This window comes from Candidatus Glassbacteria bacterium (genome assembly GCA_019456185.1).
In the GTDB taxonomy this organism is placed as follows: Bacteria; Gemmatimonadota; Glassbacteria; order GWA2-58-10; family GWA2-58-10; genus JAJRTS01.
In genome coordinates, this window is sequence record VRUH01000022.1 from 22054 (window position 1) to 48078 (window position 26025).

The window sequence follows — 26025 nt, forward strand, 5'->3', positions numbered from 1 at the left end:
GCGGGAGAGCAGAGCGCAGCCGACAGCGCCAGAGTTACGGCGTTGCTGGAGGAGACCGCCGATCCCCGGGCCTTGCCGATGCTGATTCCGGCGGCGCTGGTATTCATTTTCGCGGTCAGCGGTGTTCACTTCCTGGCCGCGCTGAATATCGGTATTGTCTCGGCGCTGGTGATCGGTCCGCTGTTCGGCGTGTTCGGTCTGGAAAGGGTGTTCCATATCACCGCCGAGGGTTCGGTGGCCGGCAGCGCGGTGGACGGGGCGATGGCGATGCTGCCAGTTTCGGTCCTGACCCTGCTGCTGGTGACCGCCAACGGCTTGATGGAAGCCGGCGGGTTCCTGGACAGGGTCCTTCGGGCCCTGCAGAACGGAATCGCCCGGACAGTCCGGGGAGCGGAAACCGCGGTGGTGGTGTTGATCTCGCTGGCGAACCTGTTCGTGCCGGTGAACACGATCGCGATGGTTGCTGTGGGACCGCTGGCCGCCCGTCTGCGGAAACCGCACAATATTCACCCCTACCGGATAGCCAACCTGCTGGATACGATCTCATGCAGTTTTCCGTTTCTGCTGCCCTACGCCGCGGTAATCGTGGCCGCGATGGCGATTCACCGCGAACTGGCCGAGTCGTTCCCGTTCGTGCCCGTGCTGGGCTGGAAGCAAATGGCGCCTTATGTTTTCTACAGCATGGCGCTGTTCGTGGTGATGGTGGTCTCGGTGGTGACAGGCTTCGGCAGGAAACGGGGTTGAGTTATTACGAGATTTGAAAAAGTCTCGATCAGCGGCGGCCGGCGCGCGTCCATGGGGCGCGCGGCACGGCAGTGCCGCCTGCGCTGGCCAGCGCAGGCGCCGGCCGCCCGGGTGAGCACACAATTTCCATTTCCTTTAACAATCCGATAAAAGCCAGGGTAAGCACTTGATGAATTCCAGGGATAGAGTGATCGCCGCTGTCGAGCACCGCACACCCGACCGGGTTCCGGTTGATTTCGGAGCGTCCCGCCAGACAGGGATCATGGCCGGAGCGTACAGCGGGTTGAAACAGTATCTTGGCATCGAAAGCGGCGAGACATTCGTTTTCGATCTCTACCAGATGCTGGCCGAGATTGAGGCGCCGGTGCGCGAGCGGATGGGTTCCGATGTGGTTGCGCTCAGAAACCTGGAAGGGGCCTTAGGAGTTCCGAACGTCGGGCGCAAGGATTGGAGTCTTGCTGACGGCACCCCGGTGACAGTTTCCGGGGCGTTCCAGCCGGTGGAGGATGAAAAGGGTGATTTGTTTATCGTCGGGAGTAATGGGGAGAAGATCGCGCAGATGCCTTCCGGCGGGCTCTATTTCGACAGGCTCCTCAAGGGCCCCGGCGCGGCGCATGTGGACCCGGAGCAATGGTGTATCCCGGCACTGCCCGAGGAGAACCTGAGATATCTGCAGGATCAGGCGGAGTTCTGGCGGGCGAACAGCGATTACGCGGTAATCGGTGAACTACCCGCGGTGGAGTTGTTTTACGGGTTAGGTCATTGCGGGTTCGATGACTGGATGGTGAGCCTGATAACCGAGCAGGAGTACGTACGCGAGCTCTACGAGAAAGCGCTCGAGGGCATGTGCGCCAATTTCGACCTGTTCCACGAGGCGGTGGGGGATAAAATCGACATCGCCAAATTCAGTGATGATTTCGGGATGCAGAGCAGCGAGTTCGCCTCGCCGGAGTTGATGCGCGAGCTGGTGCTGCCGTACTATCAGCGTTATATCGAGCATATCAAAAAACGCAACCCCGCGGTAAAAATTTTCCAGCACTGCTGCGGTTCAATTTTCAACATTCTCGGCGACATGATCGAGACCGGGGTTGAGATAATCAACCCCGTGCAGACCAGCGCGGAGAACATGGAACCCGAGCGGCTGAAAGCGACATACGGCGGCAGGGTTTGCTTCTGGGGCGGGGGAGTGGAGAACCAGCGCGTGCTGCAGTTCGGGACTGCGGAGGAGGTGCGGGAGCAGGCCCGGCAAAGGCTGGATATTTTCTCGCCCGGCGGTGGGTTCGTGTTCGCCACGATCCACAACATTCAGCACGGCACGCCCCCGGAGAATATCGTGGCGGCGTTCGACACGGCGCGCGAGTTCGGGGGCTAGGGCTGAATCACGGGGCCGCCATGAAAAAAAGGCGGGACCGCATCTGGAGTTTTCCTCCAGCGGCCCCGCCGGGCAAATTCCCCGCCACGGGGAATTTTTACCGATTCAAGCATTTTTATATCAAATAACCGAGGGCAGCATTTCCGCTCTTACTGCAATCCCGTGCTGCCGAACCCGCCCTCGCCGCGCGGGGACTCTTCCAGGTTCTCCACCCGGACCAGCTCGGCGCTTGCCACCGGCTGGATCAGCATCTGGGCGATCCGCATCCCCTGCTCCACCGTGAAATCGGCGCCGCTCAGGTTCTGCAGCACAACCTTGACCTCGCCGCGGTAGCCGGAGTCGATCACCCCGGCCAGGCAGTGGATCCCGTGTTTGGCGGCCAGGCCGCTGCGGTCCCAGACCAAGCCGACATGGCCGGCGGGGATCGCCAGGCGAAGGCCGGTGGGGGCCATCACGCGCGCGCCCGCGGGGATAACCATCTCCTGGGAGGCGCGAAGGTCGAACCCGGCGTCCCCGGGGTGGGCGTAACTCGGCGGCTCGATACCCCCGGCATTCAACTGAAAAGGAACGGTCAGCTTACACTCCACCTCATCCCCCGCGGATAAATGTCTCCGGGAAATACTCCCGGCTGATTTTTTCGTATCGTTTCAGCGTCTTCATCGATGTGCGTTTCAGCGGCCTCCCGTTGACCGGCCCCTCGCCATGGCGTGGAGGGACATAGCCCTGGATCCGGTATCTCCTGGCCCCCGAAAGCTCCCGGCCGATCGCGTGCATGTCTTCCTCGCGATGCCAGTCCTCGACAATGGTCGTGCGGAACTCGTAGTCCACCCCCGACTCGGTGATCAATTTCACGCTCTCGACAATTTTATTCCGCTCGAGCGTCCGGCAGCCGCTGATCTCTGCATAACGGGCAAGCGGTGCCTTGTAATCCATCGCCACATAGTCCACCTGAGTCAGAGCGCTGCTCAGGATTTCGGGCATCGAGCCGTTGGTGTCGAGTTTGACCCTGAATCCCAGGTCCCTGACGCGTGAGATCAGGTCAAGCAGCTGCGGGTGGAGGGTCGGTTCGCCGCCGGAGATACATACCGAGTCCACCCACTGCACGCGGCTGGCCAGCAGGGTCTGTTCCAGGCGGCTCCAGGCGATAAAGTTTTTCTGGGGTTCGGCCAGCACGGTGTTGTGGCAGAAAAAACACCGCATGTTGCACCCGGAAATGAACATCACCCGGCACATCCGTCCCGGGTAATCGATCAGGCTGGGTTTTTTTAGCAGGGCGTATACCGGGCTGAGGTCTTCCCCGGTCTGTTCGATTCTGTTCTGGACAGTCTGCTGTTCCATCTATCTCCGGACCTTTACCGCCATCGACGCCAGCGCCGTATCGAGCACGCTCAGGATCGTATCGGGTTTGATCACACCCCCGGAACCGTAATCCGTTTCGAGAGCCAGGTAGGTATCGACAGTCTCTTCGCCATTGCCGACAGGCTGTTTGTACGCCACGGGCGCCAGCTTGTCGCCGTCTGTGGAGAACACCATGAAACCGGGTATGCGCTGAGGGTTGAGAGTCTCGCACTGGCAGAACCGAACCAGCCCCTCGGCCGTACCCATGTCGTAATAAGTGAACTCGAAATCAGTGTATGGTTTTTCGTCCAGAATTTTGCTCAGCCGCTTTTTTAGCACGTCGCACTTGTCGCAACCCTGTTTGCCGAACACGGCAAGCTGAAAATTCTTCATCCGGTTAACTCCCATGCGCTTTATTTAGTTACAAGCTCGCTGCTGTCGGCGCAGACCCGGTAGTCGCCCTGATGACGGGAGACCAGTTCACCCTCGCGTTTACTTCTGTTCCAGTTTTCGATCTTGCTGAAATAACCCACCACCCTGGTTTCGCCGTAAACCTTGTCGCTGCCGCAGGAGGGGCACGTTTCGCTCAAGCCCCGGCTGATCTCGGTGCAGTCAGTGCAGAACGTGAACTCGGGGCTGATCGTGAGTTGAGCGCTCTGGGTCCGGAAGAACGTGTCGCGCACGAGGCGGTAGATCGTCTGCGGATCGGGCTGCTCCTCGCCGACAAACGCATGTGTTATCGCGCCGCTCTCGATCATCGAGTGGAACCGCGCCTGCATGCGGATCCGCTCCACCATATCCACCGGCGCATCGGCCGCCAGGTGCACGGAGTTGGTGTAATAGACAGTGTCGTTCTCGATCGAGCCTTTGACCACGGTGGCCGCCTGCCGGTTGAAATAGATCAGGTCGGTCTTGGCCAGCCGTCGCGTGGCGCTTTCGGCCGGAGTCTCCTCGAGGGTCACTTTCAGACGGTGTTTTTCGGCCAGCTTGCGGGCCTTGAGAAACATCGCCGCGATAATCCGCAGGCCCTGTTCGATTGCCTCCTCGTCCTCATGCAGCTGCTTGCCGGAAATATACTGGACCGCGTCGTTGAGCCCGATCAGGCCGATAATGTAGGTGGCCTCGTCAATATCCACGTAAGGTGTGCCGTCCATGCTCGGTTTGCCGATCTGCCACAGCGGTCTCCCCGGGCCTTCCGCCATCCGGCCGATATTGCTCCGCTTCTGCAGGTGGGCCTCCATCGCGATATCCATCATGTCGAGCGCCTCCTCGATCAGGCCCTCGACAGTTTTCGCACCCCTCTTTTCCGCCCGGTAGGCAGCCTGGGGGATATTGATTGTCACGTTCTGGAAGCCGCAGAACCGCATGCTCTCAGGATGCATCAGCATGTAGTTGTCATCGATCGTGGTCCGCAGGCGGCAGCAGGCGCTGAGCGTCACCTCGTCCCGGTCGAACACGAAATAAGTGGAGCCGTTGCGGCTGGCCAGTTCGCAGGCCTCGTCCAGCAGCTTGCGCTGCTCCGGGTCGCGGAAAGAGTCCTCGTTGATATGGAAATCGCACTTGGGGAACTCGAACACCTTGCCGTAACGGTCGCCCTCGCCGAAAACCTCCAGCAGCGCGCTGGTGAACTCGCGGGCGGTTTGCTCGTAGTCCCGGTAGGTGACAATCCGCTCGCCGCGCTGGTCGAGGTCCTTGCCTGCGGCCGGGTCGATTTCGACCGCGCCGGTCTTTTCGTTCAGGATTTCGCGGTAGACCGCCCGTCCGCCGTTTTCCCCGCTCAGGCTCAGTTCCATCAGGTTGTGGCCGCAGCTGTCCCTGACCCCGGTGGTTCCCTCCTCCAGCGCCACGGTGCCGCCGCCGGGCAGGGCCAGCATGTACTTGCCTCCCGGTCCCACGGCTGGCACATCGGCCAGGTAGCGCGGCACGCCGGAGTGGATGTTATAGTCCAGGAACAGGGTCTGGCCGCCCCGGCTGAATGCGTTCTGGCTGCCGTTGAAGACAAGTTCCTGGGCGATCTGCTTGAGTTCGGTGCGGCTTTTGCCCTCCAGCAGAGGGGCGTAGAACACGTTGATGTAGCTGATCCCCAGCGCGCCGGCGTAATTGGCCTGCATCGAGGCCAGAAAAGTGTTCAGGTGCCCGGTCAGCACCGATGCGCTGCGGGCGGGCTTGCTTTCGGTATTCAGGTTTTCCAGCCCGGTGAGGCCGTATTTCTTGATATACTCCAGGCTGTGGCTGCTGCAGTAGACCCGGTGGGGGTAGCCGAGGTCGTGGACATGGATTGCACCGGTGTCGTGAGCCCGCTTGACCTCTGCCGAGTAAACATTTTCCAGCGCCCACTGCTTGAGCACCAGTTCGGCTATCGAGAGGTTGACCGCCTCGGGGTTGTTACTGACTATGTTGCTGTTCTCGGTGCTCTTGGCAAACATCAGCGTTTCGACAAACTCGCGGGGGACGGCGTAGATACTGAGGTCCTTGAGCTGCTCGCGCAGCCCCCGGCCGTAAAGCTCGTTGTTAACCAGTTCTCTGATCAGCGCGGTGTTGACCGTGCTGAAATCACCGCTGATGATCTGATTCTCGACCGACTTGGCCACCGCGTTGGCCAGCTCGACGCTGAGACCGGTTTCGCGGATCAGTTGCCGGACAATTTTCCCCCTGTCCCAGGGGTGCACCACCTCGTCGGTGATCGATTCGACCAGCAGCAGGCTGGCGTCGGTGACGTCCACGCTGCCGCCTCCCTCGTGGCGGACCCTGATCCTTTGCCGCGCGGTCTCGCGCATCTTGCGGTATCGCTTGTAGATCGCCACCACCTGCGGCATCCGGTTTTCGGCCAGCACGATCTCGACCAGGTCCTGCACGTCTTCGATCTCGGGAATCCGCTCGCCCTTGCCGTTGGGATATACGTAGTATTCGCTCTGCGGGTCGTCCAGGTAAGCGGCCACCTTGTCGGTAACCTCCGCCAGCCTGGACTCATCGATCGGGGTACCCTCCTGGCGGCTGACCGCCTCGGCGGCCTTTTTCACTGCATTGGTGATTTTATCCGGATCGAACGGTACGACAGTTCCGTTGCGTTTCCTGAAATAGACGAATGGGACCGTAGAGGGCATGAAACCTCCCGAGGCGCATGGGGGTAAATACGGTATCTGATGTTCTAGAATCCAAGAACGGGCTGGGCAAAACCCGCGTTTGATTCAGCTTTATGTCCGGACTGCTGGCAGACCAACTTGGTTCCGGTGGGCAAAAGCGAAAGTCGCCTGCGCATAACCACATGACCTGAACAGATTTAACTGTAGAGCTAGCGGCAGACGTGTTATATATAAAAACAACACACGGGTAGTGTCAAGAGAGAAACACCATATGTAGTAGTTTTTTTTAGTAGGGGCACAAAATCTTGTAATATTTTACCCTTTTTGCATTTGCATCGATTATCTGTCGCCATACATGCGATAATGAGCCCGAAGATGAAAAAAAAATTAATTTTGGCCTTGTTTTTTTTCCTGTTTTGCTCCAGGCTGACAGCCCGGTCCGGAGACGGGTATTCAAGCGACGGCCTGGTAGATCGCGCACACTTTTTATACGAACCGGAGCTGGAACTGGCCGGGCAGCTGATGATCGCCACGAAGCTCGACAGTGCCGAACGGGTGGTGGAGCGCTATATCGCCGCCAACCCGAACCGTCCCGACGGTTACTACTTCCGCGCTACCGCCACCAGCTGGCGGCTGTTCCTGATCAGCGAGGACGAGGACCCGGAGCCGCTGAAGAAAAAATTCGAGGAAGAGCTCGACCTCAGCCGTCAATACGCCGAACGGGCGGAAAAAAACGGGGACACCAGGTTTGCGGGGACCCTCTACCTGGGAGCGATCTACGGTCAGCAGGCGCTGCTGGCCGTAATCGACCACCGCTGGCTGGTGATGGCGCCGCTGGCCAAGCGGGCTTGGAACTATATCGAAAAGGTGCTGGAACTGGATCCGGACTACTACGACAGCTATCTGGGCCGGGGGACTTACATGTATATCACCGGCTCGCTGCCCGCGGCTGTCAAACTGCTGGCGCTCGTCTACGGGTTCGAGGGGAATAAGACAGAGGGACTGGCCAATATCTGGCTGGCCGCCGCGCGCGGGCTGTATTCGCGGGACGCCAGCCTCGCCCTGCTGATGAATATCTATTCCACGCTCGAGGAGCCCAATGAGCGGATCCTGCGGGCTGCGCGGGAACTCCGCGAGCGCTATCCCGACAATCCGCTGATCCACTGGCGGCTGGGAGATATTCTGCTGCGCAGCAAGTTTTACGGTGAGGCGCGGGAGGTGTACGGTGAGGTCACCGCCAGGATCGAGCAGGGGTGTCCCTACTACGACAACCGGATGTTCAGCCGCTGGTCGATGGCCTACCGGATCGCGCTGAGTGACAAAAAGATGGGCAGTCTCGATCTGGCGCGCACCGGGTTCGAGCAGATAGCCGCTGCCGGCGGGGAAGTCCACCCGGACTGGATACGGGCCTCTTCAAATCTCGAACTCGGCGGAATATATTATCAGTGTGAAAAGTACGAGCTGGCCCGGCGCTGCCTGGAAGCGGTGCTTGAGATGGACGATTTCCGGAACAGCCGCGACAAGGCCCGCGAACTGCTGAAAAAGATCGGGAAGCGGGAATGAATAACAGGCTCGATACTGGCGAAAGGCGGTGAGCAGGGATGGGTAGCAGGACGGTCAAGGTTATCGCCTGGGCAGCCGGAGCGCTGCTCCTGTTGTGTCTGGTCCCGACAGTGGCGGTCTGGCTGCTGCTGCCGGTCGAAAAAATCAGGACAATCGCCGAGCAGAGAATAACCGAAGAAACCGGCCGGCAGTGCACGATCGAGGACCTGGGCCTGTCCCTGTGGCGGGGGATGACACTGGACCTGGAGGGAGTGGAACTGGCCGCGGGCGAGGGCGAGGAGATTCCGCATACCGCCAGGCTTGAGCACCTGTACCTGAAAATGAAACTGCTGCCCCTGCTTTCCAGGCGGGTGGAAGTTGTCAGCCTGACTCTGTCCGGGCCGGAGATATTCGTGGTCCGGGACAGGGGCGGTGCGCTGAACCTGGCCGAGATTATCCCGAAGGAGCAGGAAACGGAGGAACCCCCGGGGGATGAAGCTTTCAGCCTCCTGCTGCTCAGAGTGCTGGTGGAGGACTGTGTCCTGCACTACCACGATTACATGGACAGTGTGCAGGTGACAGTGGCCGGGATCGAGGGCGAGTTGAACATGCTGCCCGCGGACGGGGGAAGTTCATTTCCGCTGCATGGCCGCCTGGAAATCGGCGAGCTGCGGGGGCGGGAGCCGGAATTGAGGGAGCAGTTCGAGGGCGCTCTGCCGGCTGTCGCCCGGTTCGAGGGCAGCGCGGCGGTCGACTGGAGCTGGATCGAGCTGACCAGGGTCACGTTCACCGCCGCCGGCGTGCGGCTCGACGGGCCGTTGCGGCTGGATTTCAGCAAACCGGACAGCCTGAGCTGGAGCACGAAGTTGCGCGGAGGGGCCGATGATCCCGCCTTGCTGAGTGAACTGCTCCTGCCACAGGACTTTCCCCGCCGGATCGGGGAGTTGAGTGTCGAGCTGGATGCGGACGGACACCAACTCAATATCAGGCGGCTGGAGATCGGTATGGGGGATGACATGCTGGCGCTTTCCGGTACTGTCAACTTAGCGGAGCCGTATGCCGCCAGCGCCGCCCTGAAAGCCGATATCTCGCTGGAGGGACTGGAAGAGTTTCTCGAAGGGGAGCAGCGTTGGGAGGCCGCGGGAAAACTCAGCGTCGATCTTACTCTCGCCGCGAAGCTGCAAAACCCGCTGGAATCATGGAGCGCCTCCGGGACTGTCTCGGCCGGAGCAGTGGAAATCATCCTGCCCGGTGAGCGTCCTGCATTGCGGATATCCCGCCTCCGGGCCACGCTCAGCCGACGGGATCTCGCCAGCGGGTCGCTGGCGCTCGAGGCCGGCGGCTCTGAGTTGAGAGCGGAGTTGTCCGTGATAAACTGGCCGGGATTGCTGCCCCCGGAAAACCCCTTGGCCTCCGGACGCGCCCGCTGGAAACTGACTGCCAATGCCAACCGGCTGAACCTGCCGGAGCTGCTGGGGCCGGAATATGTCTCCAGCTCCGAAAATGTCAGCCGGACGGCCGTGGATTCGGCCAGGACGCCCATTGCGCTGGGCGACGGGCGCGGAAGCCTGACCGCCGTCAGCCTGGCCGTGCTCGATGGTGTCGGGCTGGAGAACTCAGGATTGTGGTTTACGGTCCGCGACAGCCTGCTGCGGATCGACAGCGTCCGCTCGGGATACTCCGGCGGCAGGTTGTCCGGCGGCGGAGCGTTCGTGCTCTCGACTGCCGGGGTCGAAAGCTGGAGCCTGGATCTCCGGGTGGATGAAGTGCAGGCCGGACAGATGCTGCAGCCGTTTTCCAGTGTCGGCAAGTTCCTGACAGGCTCGCTGAAGAGCAGCATAAGCCTGCGGAGCGGCAATGCTCTCGCGCTGGATCCCTCCAGCGGATTGTCCGGAAGCGCAACTTTCACTCTGAGCGATGGCAGATTCGAGGGCTGGCCCGCGCTCAACGCTATCGCCAGCCTGACTGGGATCGACGAGTTGCGGGACCTGGAGATTGACGACTGGGTGGGGACGATGGAAATCCGTGACGGCCGGGTGTTCGGCGACAATCTGCAGCTGAACACTACCGCCGGGCTGATCGGCGCCGAGGGCTCGCTTGGTCTGGACGGCAGCCTGGACTACAACCTGACCCTGGCCCTCAACCAGCGACTGAGTGAAAAGTGCCGTGAGCTGCTGCGCGGCGAATTGGCCAACCTGCTGACCGGCGGGCAGGGCACGGTGGAACTGGCGCTGGAACTGAAAGGCACCACCACTGAACCGAAAATCAGCTGGGACACGCGGCCGATGGCCGAAAGGGCGGCGAAAAATATCAAACGCAGCGTGCGCAAGCTATTCAGGAAGCTGCTGAAATAATCCGTCGGGCAGGCCCTCCAGCACCACTTCCGAGTCCAGACTCAGCTTGCCGTTTTCGGGCGCTGCCGCGCTCGGACCGGCTCCATCGGGACCACAGCCGGCGCCAGCCAATGCCAGCGAGCCGAGTAATAAAATGAATAACCGGCGCATCAAATCCTCCCGGTCTGCGTTGACATTATGAAACGGCAGGCATTACTTCTTCAAAACAATATATCCCCGGACTGTTGGTGGAACCAGTTCCGGGGACATAAGACGATTGACATATCACTGCTGCGCCGCTACCAATTTGGTAGACGGCTATCATTCCTGTCCAGTCTGCAATTTCCGGCGGGCACAGCAAATAAAGCTACTAGTCAGCTCAATCGTCAGCGGCAGTTCCAAATCCTAACCGGGGGTAATCCATGCGCATTTTTTCGCTTGCCCTGACCGCAGTTTTTTTTCTTGCCCGTTTAGTCGCGGCCCAGAGCGCACCCGATGAACAACTGCGCTCAGGAGTCAATTTCATGCCGACCGGGGTTTTCTCGGCGGAGCAGAACGAGCGGCTGCTGAAACTTTACAAGGGCCTGCGCGTGGCCGATGTCTCCGACGGGATGGACATGGTGGGCCTGGCGGGTACCGGGCTGGTGGATGAGTCGATCCACGCTTCCTGGCGTGACCTCGATTCGCTCAAGCATCAATTCTGCGGTATCGCGCTGACCATGCGCTATGTCCCTACCCAGCGAGTGGCCCGTCCCGCTCCCGGCGAGGATTTTCCGGCGTGGGAAGGCGCGTGGTACCGACAGCTCTCCAGCGAGGCGTTCGTCAGCATTATCACCCCCGGTACCGCGATCGTGATCGATGACGCCGAGTTCCGCGATATCGGCTCGATCGGCTCGAACAACATCCTGAGCTGGCTCCGGGCCGGGGCAACGGGAGTTGTCACCGACGCCGCCAGCCGCGATGTGGACGAGGTGGCCAAGCAGAAAATTCCGCTCTACCTGCGCAAGACCGGCCGCGGGATCAGACCCGGCCGCAACGAGTTGGAGTCGATCAACCGGCCCGTGGTGATCGGCGGAGTGCTGGTTATGCCGGGCGACATGGTAGTGGCCGACGGCGACGGGGTGGTGGTGGTCCCGCGCGCGGTGGCCGAGCAGGTGGCGCTCTACGCCCGCCGGATCCTGGATGCCGACAAGGAAGGCCGTCGCAGGAAATACGAAGAGCTGGGTATCCCGCTGGATGAAACTGTCAAATAACCCGCCAACTCGACCCTGGAAGGTTGAAATGTCGCAGATTTCACGCAGGGAATTCATCCGCAGGGCCGGCCGGGCGGCTGCCGCCGCTCCGCTGGTCACAGCGGCCTGCGGGGCGAACAGCGCCCCGCAGCCGGCCGGCCCCGCAGGCCGTAAACCTAATTTCGTCATCCTGTTCGCCGACGATATGGGTTACGGCGACTGGGAGTTTGGAGGGCACCCGACGATTCGTACGCCGAACCTGAACCGGATGGCCGACGAGGGAGTGCGCCTGACCCAGTTCTATTCAGGCAATCCCGTGTGCTCGCCCTCTCGCTCGGCGCTCCTGACTGGCAGGAACTGTATCCGCACCGGCGTGCTCCATGTATTTTTCCCTCCGGATGTTACGGGCATGTCCACGGATGAGATCACAATCGCCGATGCGCTCAAGCCGCTGGGTTACCGCTCGGCCTGTATCGGCAAGTGGCACCTGGGTTGCACACCCGAGTATCGTCCTTTAAGGCAGGGCTTTGACTATTACTACGGCATCCTCTACAGCAATGACATGCAAAACGCCGACATCTGGCGGGACGACGAGATGATCGAGCACCCGGCGGATCAGACCACCCTTACCAGACGTTACACCGAGGAGGCGATCCGCTTTATCGAGCAGGAACAGGACAACCCCTTCCTGGTCTACCTGCCGTACACTTTCCCGCACGTGCCGCTTTTCGCTTCGGATAAATTCCTGAGCGTCTCGAAACGGGGTCTCTACGGGGACGTGATCCAGGAGCTTGACTGGAGTGTCGGCCGCATCCTGGATACCTTGGACAGCCTGGGGCTCAGCGAAAACACTCTGGTGCTGTTCACCTCGGATAACGGCCCATGGATGAGCCGGAACCTGCGCGGCGGCAGTGCCGGCCTTCTGCGCGGCGCTAAGGGAGACACCTGGGAGGGCGGCATGCGTGAGCCTTTCATTGCCCGTTGGAAGAATCACCTTCCCGCCGGGATGGTCGGCGGTGCGGTGGGCTCGGTGCTCGACTTCCTGCCAACCTGCGTAACCTTGGCGGGGGGGAAGCTGCCGGAGGACCGCCCGATCGACGGGATCGACCTGATGCCTGCGTTGCAGGGCAAGCCGCAGCCCGGGCGCACGATTTATTACTATGAACGACACCACCTCAACGCGGTGCGCCACGGCAAGTGGAAGCTGCATTTGCGTTTCTACGACCACTCGAAAGGGGGATATCAGAGGGAGGCGAACTGGACCGTGCCCGAGGTGCCCCTGCTGTTTGACCTGGAGGAAGACCCCGGCGAGCGGTTCAATATCGCTGCTGATAACCCCGAGGTTGTCCGCGAGTTGGCTGCTCTGGCCGATGGATACACGGCCCAAATCGAGCGGCTGGGTGAAAACCACGAGCTGGTCGACTGGTTTATTAACGAGTGGCCCCACGCCCCGCGCAGGTTTGAATGACCGATTCACAGGAGCGAAAAGTGACGCAGCGGAACGGAAAATTGGACAGCGGCGGCAATATCAGCCGCAGGGATTTCATTTCGGCTTCAGCCATGGCCGCCGGGGCGCTGGCCCTGGGCGGGTGCGGCGGGACCGGCGAGAGCAGGCGGCCGCCCAATTTCGTGTTTATCCTGGCCGATGACCTGGGCTGGCGCGATGTGGGGTTCATGGGCAGCCGGTATTACGAGACTCCCAGTCTCGACAGGTTCGCCGGCCAGGGGATGGTGTTCACCGACGCCTACGCCAACGCACCGAACTGCGCGCCCACCCGCGCCAGCATCCTGACAGGCCGCTACAGCCCGCGCCACGGGATCCTGACTGTTAACAGCAGCGAGCGTGGACGGGATTACAGCCGCAGGCTGATCCCGATCGAAAATAAACTGTTTCTCGATCCCGACGAAATCACTGTCGCCGAACTTCTGCGCCAGGCCGGTTACGAGACCGCCGCGATCGGCAAGTGGCATCTGGGCGAGGGACCGGAAACCGGACCGCTGGGGCAGGGATTCGAGCTCAATATCGGCGGATACCGTGCCGGGATGCCCAAAAGCTATTTCAGCCCCTACTGGAACCCGGAACTCAGCGACGGCCCCGATGGCGAATACCTGACCGAGCGGCTGACCGATGAGGCTGTCGGCTATCTGAATTCCCGTACCGGCAGCCCGTTTTTTCTCTACTTGTCCTACCACGTGGTCCACACGCCGATTCAGCCCAAGCCGGAACTGGTAGGCAAGTACCGCGGCAAGCAGCCCGACGGCGACCAGAACAACCCGGACTACGCCGCGATGGTGGAGGCGTTGGATACGGGTGTCGGCAGGGTACTGGCCGCGCTGGATGAGAACGGCCTGGCCGACAATACCGTGGTGATCTTTTTCTCCGACAACGGCGGCCACCGCCAGTTCACCGACAATTCTCCCCTGCGCGGAGGCAAGGGCACGCTCTACGAGGGAGGGATCAGGGAACCGCTGGTGGTGCGCGCGCCCGGTGTCACCACGGCCGGCTCGAGCTGCTCAACGCCCGTGATCGGGGTCGACTTCCTGCCCACGATGCTCGAACTCGCCGCTGTCAACGCTCCCCGGGCACACCTGCTCGACGGCGAAAGTATCGTACCGCTGCTCGGCGGTGGCGATATCCAACGTGAGGCGATTTACTGGCATTTTCCGGTTTACCTCGAGGACTGGGGTTACCCTGATGTCCGCGACCCCGGCTGGCGCGCCACTCCGTGCAGCGTGATCCGTTGCGGCCGCTGGAAACTGATCGAGTATTTCGAGGACTGGTCGGTCGAGCTGTTCGACCTGGAGAACGATATCGGCGAGCGGAACGATCTGGCCGGTTCGCACCCCGATGTCCGCGACCGCCTGCGCACGATGCTGCAGCAGTGGCGCAAGGATATCGGCGCGCGGATTCCCACTGAGCGGAACCCGTCATACGACCCCGGCAGGGCGAGTCAATAGTTTTTCGGTTGAATCGAAAAGCATTCCTCGCGGCTTGCCGCGGGGTGGTTTTTTGCGCGCGGGCGAGCACACGGTTTTCCCCTGCGAGGAGAAGCCGCTGCCTGGCCAAAACACTGCTCGACACTCCGGGTACCGGGTTTTTCCGGGGGCCGCGCATGTTTGAGCCAGCAAAGGGGTAGCGTGAAGAAGAGTCGTATCCCAGAGGAGGTAGCAGGAGCGAGGGGGGCAGGAGTGCGATTCGCTTTCAGCGTGCCCAGCACGGAGGAGCGGAGTTTTTTACCTATTACACTCACTGGTCGCTGAAGAGATTGAGTAAATGCGAGTTCGCTCACCCCCAATGGTTTTGCTGCTTTTGCCGAAACAAAAGCAGAAAAGAGAATAACATTTGAAGAATACTTTAAGTTTCCCCAACAGGTTGAAAATGAGATTCAGGAGGATTTAAATCAGACACCTCGCGGCTCTGCCGCGGGGTAGTTCATTATCGCGCGGCGGTTGCAGACAACCGGCGATCCGTTTATCATGAATCATGGGAGTTTACTTTTAGCGGTTAAGCTGTTAATTTCGCCGCTGACAGGCCGGGCGGGAATCAGCGTGGCCGGCTTGAATTCGAGATCAGGAAAAAATAGACCTGGGATTGACTGCATGTTCACCTTCCTTACAGCCGGAGAAAGCCACGGCAAAAGCCTCTGCGGGGTAATCGACGGGTTCCCGGCCGGTGTCAGCGTGAAAGTGGAGCAGGTGGACCGCGACCTGGCCCGCCGTCAACTGGGCTACGGCCGGGGCGACCGGATGAAAATCGAGAAAGACCGCGCGGAGATCCTTTCCGGTGTCCGCGGCGGCAGGACCCTGGGCAGTCCGATCGCGTTCCTGGTGCGCAACGACGACTATGTGAACTGGGACAGGGTAATGAACGCCGCCGAGAACGATCCGGACCAGGTGGCCGAGAAGCTGGTCCACAATCCGCGTCCGGGCCACGCCGACCTGACCGGTGTGCTCAAGTACGGTCATGATGACGTGCGCAACGTGCTGGAGCGGGCCAGCGCCCGTGAAACCGCCTCCCGGGTTGCGGTGGGCGCGTTCGCCAAGGCGCTGCTGGGCCATTTCGACATCAGTGTCACCAGCCACGTGATCGCTTTCGGCGGGATAACCTCTGCTGCCTGGACCCCCGAGAGCGGGATCGAGCCGCAGGATATCAGCGAGCTGGCCGACAAGAGCGAGGTCCGCTGCCTGGACGAGGACGGCAGCCGCCGGATGATCGAGCGGATCGAGCGGGCCAGAGAGGAAAAAGACACTCTCGGCGGCATTTTCGAGGTGGTGGTGGCCGGAGTGCCGCCGGGGCTGGGCAGCTACACCCAGTGGGACAAGCGCCTGGACGCCCGGCTGGTGCGCGCCCTGGTCAGTATCCCGGCTGTCAAGGGCGCCGAGGTGGGCACGGCCTGCGAGAACAGCGCCAGGCCCGGCAGCCAGGTCCACGACGAGATTTTCAAGCGCAAGCCCGGCGAGAGTGTTCCCGGCCGACCGCATCACGTGGGCCCCTACTATCGCAGGACCAACCGCGCCGGGGGCACCGAGGGCGGCATGTCCAACGCCGAGCCGCTGATCCTGCGCGCGTTCAAGAAACCGATCCCGACGGTGATGCAGCCGCTCTGGACGGTGGATATCAGTACCGGCGAGCCGGTAAAAGCCAGTACCGAGCGCAGCGACGTGGCCACCGTGCCGGCGGCGAGCGTGGTGGGCGAGGCCGTGGTGGCGATCGAAATCGCCGGCGCGTTTCTCGAGGAGTTCGGCGGCTCCACACTGGTTGACATTCAGAGCAATTACGCTAATTATCTGGAGAGGATCGACTGAGAATTGCCCGAGTCCCGCTCGTTCCGCGGAAAACCCAGTATCTCGCTGACCGGTTTCATGTTTACCGGCAAGAGCAGTGTCGGCCGCAGGCTGGCCCGCAAGCTGAATCTGGAGTTCGTGGATCTCGACGAGCGGATAGTGGCCGAGGCGGGCCGGCCGATCCCGGAGATGTTCAGCCAGGGCGGAGAGAGTGAATTCCGCGAGATCGAACACCGCGTACTGGCGCGGGTACTACCGTTGACCGGCAGGGTGCTCTCCACCGGCGGCGGAGTCGTGATCGACAGCCGCAACAGGGAACTGCTCCGGCGGCACAGTTGTGTCGTCTGGCTGAAAGCCTCGGCGGAATCGGTGCTGGCCAGGTTTCGCGAAAGCCGGGGAAAACCACGGCCTCTTTTGGACGTGGACGATCCTGAGGTCAGGATCAGGGAATTGCTGGCGGAACGGGAAAGTTACTACGCTGAGTGTGACCTCTGCGTGATGACCGACGGGCGGAGCGTGTGGAGGGTCACCGATAAAATTATCGATCTGTTGAACACCGGCGGCCCGCAGTCCTCCTGTTGAGCCGCCGCGGACGAGTTCGGCAATATAACCTCAACTGGATCAGCTATCCGAGTCAGGAGTACCGGCGTGCAGAACAACGTTGAGGAAATTATCAGCTATATGAACGAGAATTTCAGCTCCTACGAAATTTTCGAGCGCCAGGTCCGGCGGGTCACCAGGGAGCTGATGGAGCTGGGTTACACGCTGGAGGAAATCACCCGGGGGATCAACGCCTACCTGGTGCAGCTCGAACCGAAAAGCAGCGACAGGCCCCGCGGAGCCGGGCGCACGGGCAGTCAGCGCACTTTCCGCGTACTCGACACCGCGGAGCGCCGCTTTATCGGCCGGGACGCCTACGGCTATCTCTGCCTGATTCGTGAACTCGGCCTGGTCAACCATGACGAAACCGAGGAGCTGATCGGCTATATCACCAGTAACCGGATCGAGGTGGATAACAGCGAACAGCTCCAGGCGGTGATGATGGAGCTGCTGATCGATCCCGAGTACGACAGGGACTGCGGCGATGACGATGAGAATGTCGGCGGCGGGGAATCGTGGCACATGTTCCGCAAGAGGTTGAATTGAGATTTGCAGCTCGCCGGGGCGGTTTTGTCGCGGATCGCTCCCGGCGGTTGACAGGATTGCCCGTACCGCTTATTCATTATGACTGCCGGCCCGCCCCAGTTTGGTACGTCGGCGTTTTTTTATGGATAATTTGCAGACTGTCAATCGGGAAACGCATGTTTTAACCAGCTTAAGGAAATGGAATGGGTAAAAATCTAGTCATCGTGGAATCCCCGGCCAAGGCCAAAACGCTCGAGCGCTACCTGGGCAAGGACTACTCGGTCAAGGCGTCGATGGGGCACGTTATAGACCTTCCGGTCAAGGAACTGGGCGTGGACCTTGAGAACGAATTCAAGCCCACCTACCAGGTGATCCGGGGCAAAAGTAAAGTGATCAGCGAGCTCAAAAAAGCCGCCCGGGACGCCGATGAGATATTCCTGGCGCCCGATCCCGACCGCGAGGGCGAGGCGATCGCCTGGCACCTGGCCAGCGTGCTGTCCAAGGACGACAAGCGGATTCATCGCGTAATGTTCAACGAAATCACCAGGAACGCGGTGCTGGAGGCGATGGATCACCCGCAGAAGCTGAACCGCAGCCTGTTCGAGGCCCAGCAGGCGCGGCGTATTCTCGACCGCCTGGTGGGCTACAAAATCAGCCCCCTGCTCTGGAAACGGGTCCGCAGCGGACTCAGCGCCGGGCGGGTCCAGTCCGTGGCCGTGCGGATTGTCTGCGAGCGCGAGGAGGAAATCCGCCGCTACCAGCAGAAGGAATACTGGAGTATCCTGGCCGGACTGCTGAGCGGCGGTAAAAACCGGTTCGAGGCGAAACTCTGGACTGTCGACGGCAAGCGGGTGGTGACCCGGCCCGACGAGGAGGCCGGGCGCGACGACCGGTTCTGGATCACGGATCAGGAACTGGCCGATTCGCTTGCGGTCCAGTTGCGCGGAGCCGGGCAGGGCAGGGTGGCCGAGGTTGAGCGCAAGCAGAAAAAGCGCAACCCGCAGCCGCCGTTTATCACCAGCACCATGCAGCGCGAGGCCGCTGTCCGTTTCGGCTGGCCCGCCCGCAAGACCATGCAGGTGGCCCAGGGTCTCTACGAGGGTATCGAGCTGCGCGGCGAGGGAGCCACTGGTCTGATCACCTACATGCGTACCGATTCGGCACGTGTCGCCGAGAGCGCTATCGGCCAGGTGCGCGGCCTGATCAAGCAGGAATACGGCGACAAGTATCTTCCCGACAGACCCAACAGGTTCTCCAAAGGCAAAAAGGGCGGCAAGGTGCAGGACGCCCACGAGGCGATCCGCCCCACAGGCGTGAACCGCACGCCGGATGCGATGAAGAGGTATCTAAACGCAGATCAGCAAAAACTCTATACCCTGGTCTGGTCGCGCTTCGTGGCCAGCCAGATGAAACCGGCGGTCTACGACCAGACCACGATCGATATCGAGGCCGCCGGGCGGTTCGTGCTGCGCGCCACCGGCAGCGTGATGAAGTTTCCCGGGTTCACCAGGGTCTACACCGAGAACCTGGAGAAAAAGGGCGCCGGCAACGGCAACGGCGAGGACCGCCTGCTGCCGGAAGTCGAGGCCGGGGAAGTGCTCGGGATGGAAACGATCGAGCCGCGCCGGCATTTCACCCAGCCCCCGCCCAGGTTCACCGAGAGTTTGCTGATCCGCGAGCTTGAATCGAACGGTATCGGCCGCCCCTCGACCTACGCCTCGATCATGAGCACGATCACCGACAAGGGCTATGTCCAGCGTCTCAAGGGCTCCCTGCGTCCCACCGACCTGGGCTTCGCTGTCACCGCCCTGCTGGTCGACCGCTTCCCCGGCATCCTCAATGTCCAGTTCACGGCCAGGATGGAGAACCTGCTCGACGAGGTCGAGGAGGGCCGCAAGGACTGGCACAAGCTGCTCGAGGAGTTCTATGGAGATTTCGAGCCGGCGCTGGAAAACGCCAAGAAGCAGCGGGGCAAGGTGGTTGTGGAAACCGACGTGGATTGCGACAAGTGCGGCTCGAAAATGGTGATCCGCTGGAGCAAGCACGGCGCTTTCCTGGGCTGCTCATCCTGGCCCGAATGTAAAAACATCAAGCAGTACGAGCGCGGCGACGACGGCGAGATCAGGATAATCGAGGAGCAGGCCACCGGGATCGAGTGCGACAAGTGCGGCAGCCCGATGATCAAGAAGCAGGGCCGCTACGGTCCGTTCCTGGCCTGCTCCAACTACCCGGCGTGCTCCAATATCAAGCCGCTGACCACGGGTGTCAAATGCGCGCGCGAGGGTTGCGACGGCGAGCTGGTGCAGAAAAAGACCCGCCGCGGCAAAACCTTTTTCAGCTGCAGCAACTACCCCGACTGCGATTACGCCACCTGGGACCGTCCCCTGGCCGGAGCCTGCCCGTCCTGCGGCGCTAAAAGCCTGTTTCAGAAAATCTTCCGCGGCGGACGTTCCGGCGGAGCCTATTGCGAGTCCTGCAAAGGCAAGTTCAGTATGGAGGAGATCGAGGGCGGCGAGAGCGGCGGCGATGTGGCCCAGAGCGCCTGAAACCGCCCCCCGGCATGTTTCATGCAGGATATTTTTGCAGGTTTGACTAACTCGTGTCCAGGGTGAGTTATGAAGGAAAACCTCGAAAAATATCTTCGCCACCTGGCCGGCCGGCGCAACTACTCCAGCCACACAGTGGCCGCATACGGCCGCGATCTCCGCGAGTTTATCGCCTTCCTCGAAGAGTACCGCGCGGTCAGGGACCCGGCTCCCGGCAGCCTGGACAGACTCGAACTCCGCGCCTGGCTGGGCTGGCTGTCGCGCCGCAAGCTGGCCAAAACCACGATCAACCGTAAGATGGCCTCGCTGAAGGGGTTCTGCTCCTGGCTCTCCGGCTGCGAGCTGCTCCAATCCGACCCCGCCTCTTCACTCGTATCGCTCAAAACAGAGAAACGGCGCCCGGAATATTTCACCGCCGAGCAGGCCCGGCGGCTGATCGAGTCTGTCGACGGCCGCTCGCTCAGGGACCTGACGACGCGAGCGGTTCTGGAGCTTCTCTACAGCTCGGGACTCCGTCTGTCAGAACTTGTGGGGCTGAATATGTCCGGCTACAGCTCAGCGCGGGGAACCGTGCGCGTGCTGGGCAAGGGCAGCAGGGAGAGGCTGGTGCCGGTGGGAAGGAAAGCTCAACAGGCTATCGAAAGGTATCTGGCTGCCCGGCGGAGGGAGCAGGGGAGTTACGGTCCGGCCGACCCGTTGTTCGCGGGCGGAAACGGCAAAAGGATTGACCGCCGTCAGGTACAGCGCCTGATGGCCGAGGCCTGCGCCCGCGCCGGTGATTCCCGCCGCGTCGGGCCGCATGCGCTGCGCCACAGTTTCGCCACCGGGATGCTCGAAGCCGGTGCGGACCTGCTCTCGATTGCCGAGATGCTGGGCCATGACAGCCTGTCCACCACCCAGAAATACACCCACCTCACGGTCGAGCGCCTGCGCCAGGTCCATCGCCAGGCACACCCGCGCAGCGGAAGCTAAGCGCGGTCATCTTGAAAGATATCGCCGACCGCCGCCACGGCCTTTTCAGCGGCCGCTTTCGCGGCCTCGGTTTGCTCGATGTAGCGGCAGGCGCGCGTGAGGTTTGTCAGCGCACGCGCACTTTCACCTTCCTGTTCGATATATTTTCTCCATTGCCTGGCCAGCTCCAGGTATGAGGCTTTGTCCAGTACTATTTTGGTTTTTGACTGTACCGGGTCAGGTTCGAGTGCGGCGGAAAGTCCGCTAGCAACCAGCAGCGATAATAAAGATGATACCTTTGAACACGGTGATTTCTCCTGTTAAGATGGATAGGTAAAATTAGGTGTGCAATGATCATTACTCTAGAAGAGCACATGACAGGGGAGAAACGTTCACGGAAATTGACTGGTTCGGTTCCGGAGTGTGGGATACTCGAATCGAACACCCATATTGAAAAGACGGACAGAAGTTAGTAGATTTATTTCTTTCTCAATTTATTTTCCCACTGCACAGGCGGATAGCGAGATGGAACAGACCGGGGGAAACAGGATTCGCAGTACCACCATTCTGGCGGTGCGCAAGGACGGCCACCTGGCTCTCGGCGGCGACGGCCAGGTAACCCTGGGCGACTCGGTGCTCAAGAGCGGAGCCACCAAGGTGCGCACGCTGCAGGAGGGCAAGGTGCTGGCCGGGTTCGCCGGCTCGGTGGCCGACGCCCTGACGCTGTTCGAGAAGTTCGAGGCCAAGCTCAAGGACCATCCGGCCAACCTTCCCCGCGCGGCGGTGGAACTGGCCAAGGAGTGGCGCACCGACCGCTACCTTCGCCGCCTCGAGGCCCAGCTGGCAGTCGCCGACCGCGACCACAGCTTTCTGATCAGCGGCACGGGCGACGTGATCGAGCCGGACGACGGGGTGATGTCGATCGGCAGCGGCAGCACGATGGCGCTGGCCGCCGCGCGCGCGCTGGTGGCCCACAGCAAGCTGGGCGCGGGCGGGATTGTCCGCTCGGCGCTGGAGATCACCGCTGATATCTGTATCTACACCAACAGGGAAATAACGGTACTGGAGCTTTAGGAGCGGAAGCGGGAAGATGGAAGAAGAAAAAATCGAAAAAGCGGGCGACGGGAAACCAGCCGACCGCAGCACCGGGAGCCAGGACGAGGAATGTTTGATCGACCTCTCCACCGAACCCTCGCCGCGGCAGATTGTCGAGGAACTCGACCGTTATATTATCGGCCAGGACAAGGCCAAGAGGAGCGTGTCGATTGCCCTGCGCAACCGCTGGCGGCGGCAGAACGTGGGCGAGGAGATGCGCGAGGAGATACTGCCCAACAATATCGTGATGATCGGGCCGACCGGGGTGGGCAAGACCGAAATCGCCCGTCGCCTGGCCCGGCTGGCCGGTGCGCCGTTTATCAAGGTGGAGGCCAGCAAGTTCACCGAGGTCGGCTACGTGGGCCGCGATGTCGAGTCGATTATCCGCGAACTGGTGGAGCTGAGCGTTTCGATGGTCCGCGACGACCGCGAGGCGGGTGTGGAGGAAGAAGCCACCCGGACTGCCGAGGAGAAAATCCTGGACCTGCTCCTGCCGCCTGTCCCGGAGCGGAAGCGCAGTTCGCGCCTGGCCGATAAATCTCCGGTGAGCGAACAGCTTTATGAAGCTAAGGTGGAGGAAGTGATCGAGGAAGCGGAGGACGATGAGCCTCGCGAACGGCGGGAGAGGATCAGGGAAAAATTTCGCAAGAAACTCGAGGCCGGAAAGTTGGAGGACCGCAAGGTTGAAATCGAGTTCTCCACCCGGGGCCTGCCGATGATGGACATGTTCAACTTGCCGGGCATGGAGGAAATGGATGTCAACATCGGCGAGATGCTGGAGGTGATGGTGCCGCAGCGTAAGAAGAAGCGCGAGGTGACCGTTTCCGAGGCGCGCCGGATCCTGATCGGCGAGGAAATCCAGAAGCTGGTGGACATGGAGGACGTGATCGGCGAGGCGATCGACCGGGTGGAGGAATCGGGGATCGTGTTCCTCGACGAAATGGACAAGATTGCCGGACCCTCATCCAAGACCGGCCCGGATGTGAGCCGCGAGGGAGTCCAGCGCGACCTCCTGCCGATTGTCGAGGGCTCGAATGTCCCGACCAAGTACGGCCTGGTGCGCACCGACCATGTGCTGTTTATCGCCGCCGGGGCGTTTCACCAGACCAAGCCCACCGACCTGATCCCCGAGCTGCAGGGGCGGTTTCCGATCAGGGTCGAGCTGGAGGCCCTGAGCGAGGAGGAATTCTACCGGATTCTTACCGAGCCCAGAAACGCGCTGGTTAGCCAGTACGTGGAGCTGCTTCGCACCGAGGGCGCCACGGTGGAGTTCGACGACGGCGCCGTGCGCGAAGTGGCCCGGACAGCCTGGCTGCTGAACCAGAAGATGGTGAATATCGGGGCCCGCAGGCTGCACACGGTGATGTTCGCCCTGATGGAGGATCTGCTGTTTGAATTGCCCGAGCGCGAGGAGAAAAAGATATCGATCACCGCGGAGACCGTGCTCGAGCGGTTGGAGAAGCTTGTTCAGGACGAGGACCTGCGCAAGTACATCCTCTGATTAGAAACGATATTTTTTTATCTTCTAGTGCAGCGGAGACGAGGATTATGAAAAGGGACTTTGTTTCAATCGGCGATTTCAGTCCCACCGAACTGCGGGAGACAATCCGGCTGGCTGCGTGGCTGAAAAAAGTGCGGAAGACGCCGCAGGAGATCAGGCCGCTGGTGGGACGATCGATGGCGATGATATTCGAAAAACCGAGCCTGCGCACAAGAGTAACGTTCGAGCTGGCGATGGTGGAGTTGGGTGGCCACGCACTGGAGCTTCAGGCTTCCGGAGTCAAGCTGGGCGAGCGCGAGAGCGTACCGGATGTCGGGCACAACCTGGAGCGCTGGGTCGATATCGTCACCGCCAGGGTATTCCGCAACGAGACGGTCAGGATGCTGGCCGAGAGCATGCAGGTGCCGGTGATCAACGCTCTCTGCGACGAGGAACATCCCTGCCAGGCTGTGGCTGATATTCTTACCGTTGAGGAACTGTCCCGCGGAAAATTCCCCGGGGTCAGCCTGGCCTACGTGGGCGACGGTAACAATGTCTGCCACTCGCTGATGCTGATCGCGGCCGCGCTGGGACTCGATATGAGAGTTTCCACGCCCGAAGGCTACGAGCCGGACGAGCGGTTTATCAAGCGGGCTGGAGAACTGGCCGACCAGAGCGGGGGGGCGTTCAGCCTCCATCGCGATCCGTCCGAGGCGGTGGCGGGAGCGGAGTTTGTCTATACGGACGTCTGGGCGAGCATGGGGCAGGAGGAAGAAAGCGCAGCGCGTCGGGAAGTGTTTATCAGCCACCAGGTCAACGCTGAACTGCTGTCCAATGCGGCGGACACCTGTTATGTGCTGCATTGCCTGCCGGCCCACAGGGGTGAGGAAATCACGGATGAGGTTATCGACGGGCCGCGGGCGCGCGTGTTCGACCAGGCGGAGAACAGGCTGCACGCCCAGAAAGCGGTGATCCTCAGGCTGCTGGCGCCGGACATCGCCGGCAAGCTGACCGGAATGGAAATTGCGTGAGCGAGCTGAAAAAAACGCCGCTGTATGACCAGCACCTGGCTGTCGGCTCAAAAATAGTGCCGTTTGCCGGCTGGCGGCTGCCGGTGTCGGTGAGCGGAATAATCGAGGAGCACGAGGCTGTGCGCGGCGCGGCCGGAATGTTCGATGTATCGCACATGGGCCGCTTCCGCGTTTGCGGGCAGGGTGCCGCCGCCGCGCTGGATTACCTGACAACCGGCCGCTGCGCTGCGCTGGAGGACGGGAAGTTCCTGTACACGATGCTGCTCCGGGAGGATGGCGGTGTGATCGACGACCTGCTGGTGGGCCGCGAGCGCGACGGTGTCTATCTGGTGGTGGTCAACGCGGCGAACGCGGACAAGGATCTCGAGCACATGGAAGCAGGCTGCGGGGAACTGGGCGGCTGCAGCCTGGAGGATATCACCGGACAGTTCGCCCTGGTCGCTCTGCAGGGACCGGATTCGCGTCAGATATTGAAAAATCTGCTGTCCGACCGTGACGCCGGCCGTCTGGAACAGCTGGCCTACTACTGGATGGACCGCTACGAGCTGCTGGGCGAGGACACCCTAATCAGCCGCACCGGTTACACCGGCGAGCTCGGCTACGAGATTTTCGTCCGGGCCGAGAAGGCGGGCGATCTGTGGCGGGAACTGCTGGAATCCGGAGTCAAGCCCTGCGGCCTGGGCGCTCGCGACACCCTGCGCCTGGAGATGGGCTATGCGCTCTACGGCCACGAACTGGACAGCGAGCACACTCCGCTGGAGGCCGGCCTGGGCTGGACAGTCGATCTGAGCAAAGACGATTTTATCGGCAAGGCTGCCCTGGTGCAGCAGAAGGCGGAAGGGATCGGCACTCGTCTGCGCGGTCTGAAAACTTCGACGGCCAGGCAGATCCCGCGCCCGGGCTACGGGATTCGTCACAAAGGCAAACTAGTCGCAAATCTAGTGAGCGGCGGTCCGGCACCCAGCCTGGGAGCCGGGATCGGGACCGCTTTCCTGCCCGCCGAGCTGGCTGAACCCGGGACAAAGCTGGAGATGGAGCTGCGCAAGAATATGGTGGAGGTGGAGGTGGTCCGGCAGCCGTTTTACCGGCAGGGTACAGTCAAGGCTTGAGCTCCTGCGGGCTGTGCTTTCGTCAAGATTGTGACGAATTAGCTTGCCGCTCCTGCGCCCGTTTTTTGCTTGTGAGTGATGGCCGGAAGGCTGGAACAGCTTCATGGTGGTTTAAAGCGGAACGAAAAACAGCACCAGGCCGGGCCGGCACGGACTTTGCTTTGCGCCGCCGTCCCGGCCTCCCCATCCCTGGCGGTTTCGGCAAAGTCCGTGCCGGCCCGGTCTTTTTAGCTCACACGACGTCAGGCTGCTTTTAGAG

The 26025-nt window shown here is 61.3% G+C and carries 20 protein-coding genes (1 of these 20 only partly in view); 16 read left to right on the forward strand and 4 right to left on the reverse strand.

Features of this window, described 5'->3' with window-relative positions:
* Both FVQ81_09835 and FVQ81_09840 read left to right on the forward strand, forming a co-directional pair.
* Positions 1-744, forward strand: partial view of a Na+/H+ antiporter NhaC family protein gene (locus FVQ81_09835; protein ID MBW7996844.1) — the 3' portion only. 675 nt of this gene lie to the left of the window's left edge; only the last 744 of its 1419 coding nucleotides appear in the window; its start codon lies beyond the left edge, outside the window; the stop codon is at positions 742-744.
* Positions 745-913: 169 nt separating this feature from the next.
* Complete coding sequence (locus tag FVQ81_09840) at positions 914-2116, forward strand: hypothetical protein (protein ID MBW7996845.1); 1203 nt, start codon at positions 914-916, stop codon at positions 2114-2116.
* Positions 2117-2265: 149 nt separating this feature from the next.
* Here FVQ81_09840 and FVQ81_09845 read toward each other — a convergent pair whose 3' ends face one another.
* The 4 genes from FVQ81_09845 to FVQ81_09860 are packed head-to-tail and all read right to left on the reverse strand — an operon-like array spanning position 2266 to position 6558.
* Positions 2266-2691 (reverse strand): dUTP diphosphatase, encoded by a 426-nt coding sequence (locus FVQ81_09845; protein ID MBW7996846.1) that lies wholly within the window; start codon positions 2689-2691, stop codon positions 2266-2268.
* A 13-nt stretch (positions 2692-2704) separates the two neighbouring features.
* Positions 2705-3454, reverse strand: coding sequence for an anaerobic ribonucleoside-triphosphate reductase activating protein (locus FVQ81_09850; GenBank protein ID MBW7996847.1), 750 nt, complete (start codon positions 3452-3454; stop codon positions 2705-2707).
* Complete coding sequence (locus FVQ81_09855; GenBank protein ID MBW7996848.1) at positions 3455-3847, reverse strand: hypothetical protein; 393 nt, start codon at positions 3845-3847, stop codon at positions 3455-3457. It abuts the gene before it with no gap.
* A 20-nt stretch (positions 3848-3867) separates the two neighbouring features.
* Positions 3868-6558, reverse strand: coding sequence for an anaerobic ribonucleoside-triphosphate reductase (locus FVQ81_09860; protein ID MBW7996849.1), 2691 nt, complete (start codon positions 6556-6558; stop codon positions 3868-3870).
* A gap of 354 nt (positions 6559-6912) precedes the next feature.
* Here FVQ81_09860 and FVQ81_09865 point away from each other — a divergent pair, with 354 nt between their 5' ends.
* From FVQ81_09865 to gcvT, 14 genes are all read left to right on the forward strand, one after another.
* Complete coding sequence (locus FVQ81_09865) at positions 6913-8100, forward strand: hypothetical protein (protein MBW7996850.1); 1188 nt, start codon at positions 6913-6915, stop codon at positions 8098-8100.
* A gap of 38 nt (positions 8101-8138) precedes the next feature.
* A complete protein-coding gene (locus tag FVQ81_09870; GenBank protein ID MBW7996851.1) occupies positions 8139-10433 on the forward strand; it encodes an AsmA family protein in 2295 nt (764 codons plus the stop codon).
* 401 nt (positions 10434-10834) lie between these two features.
* A complete protein-coding gene (locus tag FVQ81_09875) occupies positions 10835-11665 on the forward strand; it encodes an RraA family protein (GenBank protein ID MBW7996852.1) in 831 nt (276 codons plus the stop codon).
* Complete coding sequence (locus FVQ81_09880; protein MBW7996853.1) at positions 11595-13112, forward strand: sulfatase; 1518 nt, start codon at positions 11595-11597, stop codon at positions 13110-13112. Before FVQ81_09875 ends, FVQ81_09880 begins: the two co-directional genes overlap by 71 nt.
* Positions 13109-14602 carry a sulfatase gene (locus tag FVQ81_09885; GenBank protein MBW7996854.1) on the forward strand — a complete coding sequence of 498 codons (1494 nt, stop codon included), beginning with the start codon at positions 13109-13111 and terminating at the stop codon, positions 14600-14602. The genes FVQ81_09880 and FVQ81_09885 overlap by 4 nt, the downstream gene beginning before the upstream one ends.
* Before the next feature lie 642 nt (positions 14603-15244).
* Positions 15245-16450 carry a chorismate synthase gene (gene aroC / locus FVQ81_09890; GenBank protein MBW7996855.1) on the forward strand — a complete coding sequence of 402 codons (1206 nt, stop codon included), beginning with the start codon at positions 15245-15247 and terminating at the stop codon, positions 16448-16450.
* A gap of 3 nt (positions 16451-16453) precedes the next feature.
* On the forward strand, positions 16454-17011 hold the full coding sequence (locus FVQ81_09895) for a shikimate kinase (protein ID MBW7996856.1): 558 nt from the start codon (positions 16454-16456) through the stop codon (positions 17009-17011).
* Between the two features lie 66 nt (positions 17012-17077).
* On the forward strand, positions 17078-17575 hold the full coding sequence (locus FVQ81_09900) for a DUF494 family protein (protein MBW7996857.1): 498 nt from the start codon (positions 17078-17080) through the stop codon (positions 17573-17575).
* Between the two features lie 182 nt (positions 17576-17757).
* Positions 17758-20100 carry a type I DNA topoisomerase gene (gene topA, locus FVQ81_09905; GenBank protein ID MBW7996858.1) on the forward strand — a complete coding sequence of 781 codons (2343 nt, stop codon included), beginning with the start codon at positions 17758-17760 and terminating at the stop codon, positions 20098-20100.
* Positions 20101-20169: 69 nt separating this feature from the next.
* Complete coding sequence (locus FVQ81_09910; protein ID MBW7996859.1) at positions 20170-21072, forward strand: tyrosine-type recombinase/integrase; 903 nt, start codon at positions 20170-20172, stop codon at positions 21070-21072.
* 504 nt (positions 21073-21576) lie between these two features.
* Positions 21577-22125 carry an ATP-dependent protease subunit HslV gene (gene hslV / locus FVQ81_09915; protein MBW7996860.1) on the forward strand — a complete coding sequence of 183 codons (549 nt, stop codon included), beginning with the start codon at positions 21577-21579 and terminating at the stop codon, positions 22123-22125.
* Between the two features lie 16 nt (positions 22126-22141).
* Positions 22142-23647 carry an ATP-dependent protease ATPase subunit HslU gene (gene hslU, locus FVQ81_09920; GenBank protein ID MBW7996861.1) on the forward strand — a complete coding sequence of 502 codons (1506 nt, stop codon included), beginning with the start codon at positions 22142-22144 and terminating at the stop codon, positions 23645-23647.
* 47 nt (positions 23648-23694) lie between these two features.
* Positions 23695-24657: an ornithine carbamoyltransferase gene (argF, locus tag FVQ81_09925; GenBank protein ID MBW7996862.1), complete on the forward strand. Its 963-nt coding sequence runs from the start codon at positions 23695-23697 to the stop codon at positions 24655-24657.
* Complete coding sequence (gcvT, locus tag FVQ81_09930; protein ID MBW7996863.1) at positions 24654-25766, forward strand: glycine cleavage system aminomethyltransferase GcvT; 1113 nt, start codon at positions 24654-24656, stop codon at positions 25764-25766. Before argF ends, gcvT begins: the two co-directional genes overlap by 4 nt.
* Positions 25767-26025: the final 259 nt, after the last annotated feature.

Bases quoted from the DNA above. Each gene is read 5' to 3' on its own strand.
- FVQ81_09840 (MBW7996845.1), top strand. From the start codon at position 914: ATGAATTCCAGGGATAGAGTGATCGCCGCTGTCGAGCACCGCACACCC.
- FVQ81_09850 (MBW7996847.1), bottom strand. From the start codon at position 3,454: ATGGAACAGCAGACTGTCCAGAACAGAATCGAACAGACCGGGGAAGAC.
- FVQ81_09855 (MBW7996848.1), bottom strand. From the start codon at position 3,847: ATGAAGAATTTTCAGCTTGCCGTGTTCGGCAAACAGGGTTGCGACAAG.
- FVQ81_09860 (MBW7996849.1), bottom strand. From the start codon at position 6,558: ATGCCCTCTACGGTCCCATTCGTCTATTTCAGGAAACGCAACGGAACT.
- FVQ81_09865 (MBW7996850.1), top strand. From the start codon at position 6,913: ATGAAAAAAAAATTAATTTTGGCCTTGTTTTTTTTCCTGTTTTGCTCC.
- FVQ81_09870 (MBW7996851.1), top strand. From the start codon at position 8,139: ATGGGTAGCAGGACGGTCAAGGTTATCGCCTGGGCAGCCGGAGCGCTG.
- FVQ81_09875 (MBW7996852.1), top strand. From the start codon at position 10,835: ATGCGCATTTTTTCGCTTGCCCTGACCGCAGTTTTTTTTCTTGCCCGT.
- FVQ81_09880 (MBW7996853.1), top strand. From the start codon at position 11,595: ATGCCGACAAGGAAGGCCGTCGCAGGAAATACGAAGAGCTGGGTATCC.
- FVQ81_09885 (MBW7996854.1), top strand. From the start codon at position 13,109: ATGACCGATTCACAGGAGCGAAAAGTGACGCAGCGGAACGGAAAATTG.
- aroC (MBW7996855.1), top strand. From the start codon at position 15,245: ATGTTCACCTTCCTTACAGCCGGAGAAAGCCACGGCAAAAGCCTCTGC.
- topA (MBW7996858.1), top strand. From the start codon at position 17,758: ATGGGTAAAAATCTAGTCATCGTGGAATCCCCGGCCAAGGCCAAAACG.
- FVQ81_09910 (MBW7996859.1), top strand. From the start codon at position 20,170: ATGAAGGAAAACCTCGAAAAATATCTTCGCCACCTGGCCGGCCGGCGC.
- hslV (MBW7996860.1), top strand. From the start codon at position 21,577: ATGGAACAGACCGGGGGAAACAGGATTCGCAGTACCACCATTCTGGCG.
- hslU (MBW7996861.1), top strand. From the start codon at position 22,142: ATGGAAGAAGAAAAAATCGAAAAAGCGGGCGACGGGAAACCAGCCGAC.
- argF (MBW7996862.1), top strand. From the start codon at position 23,695: ATGAAAAGGGACTTTGTTTCAATCGGCGATTTCAGTCCCACCGAACTG.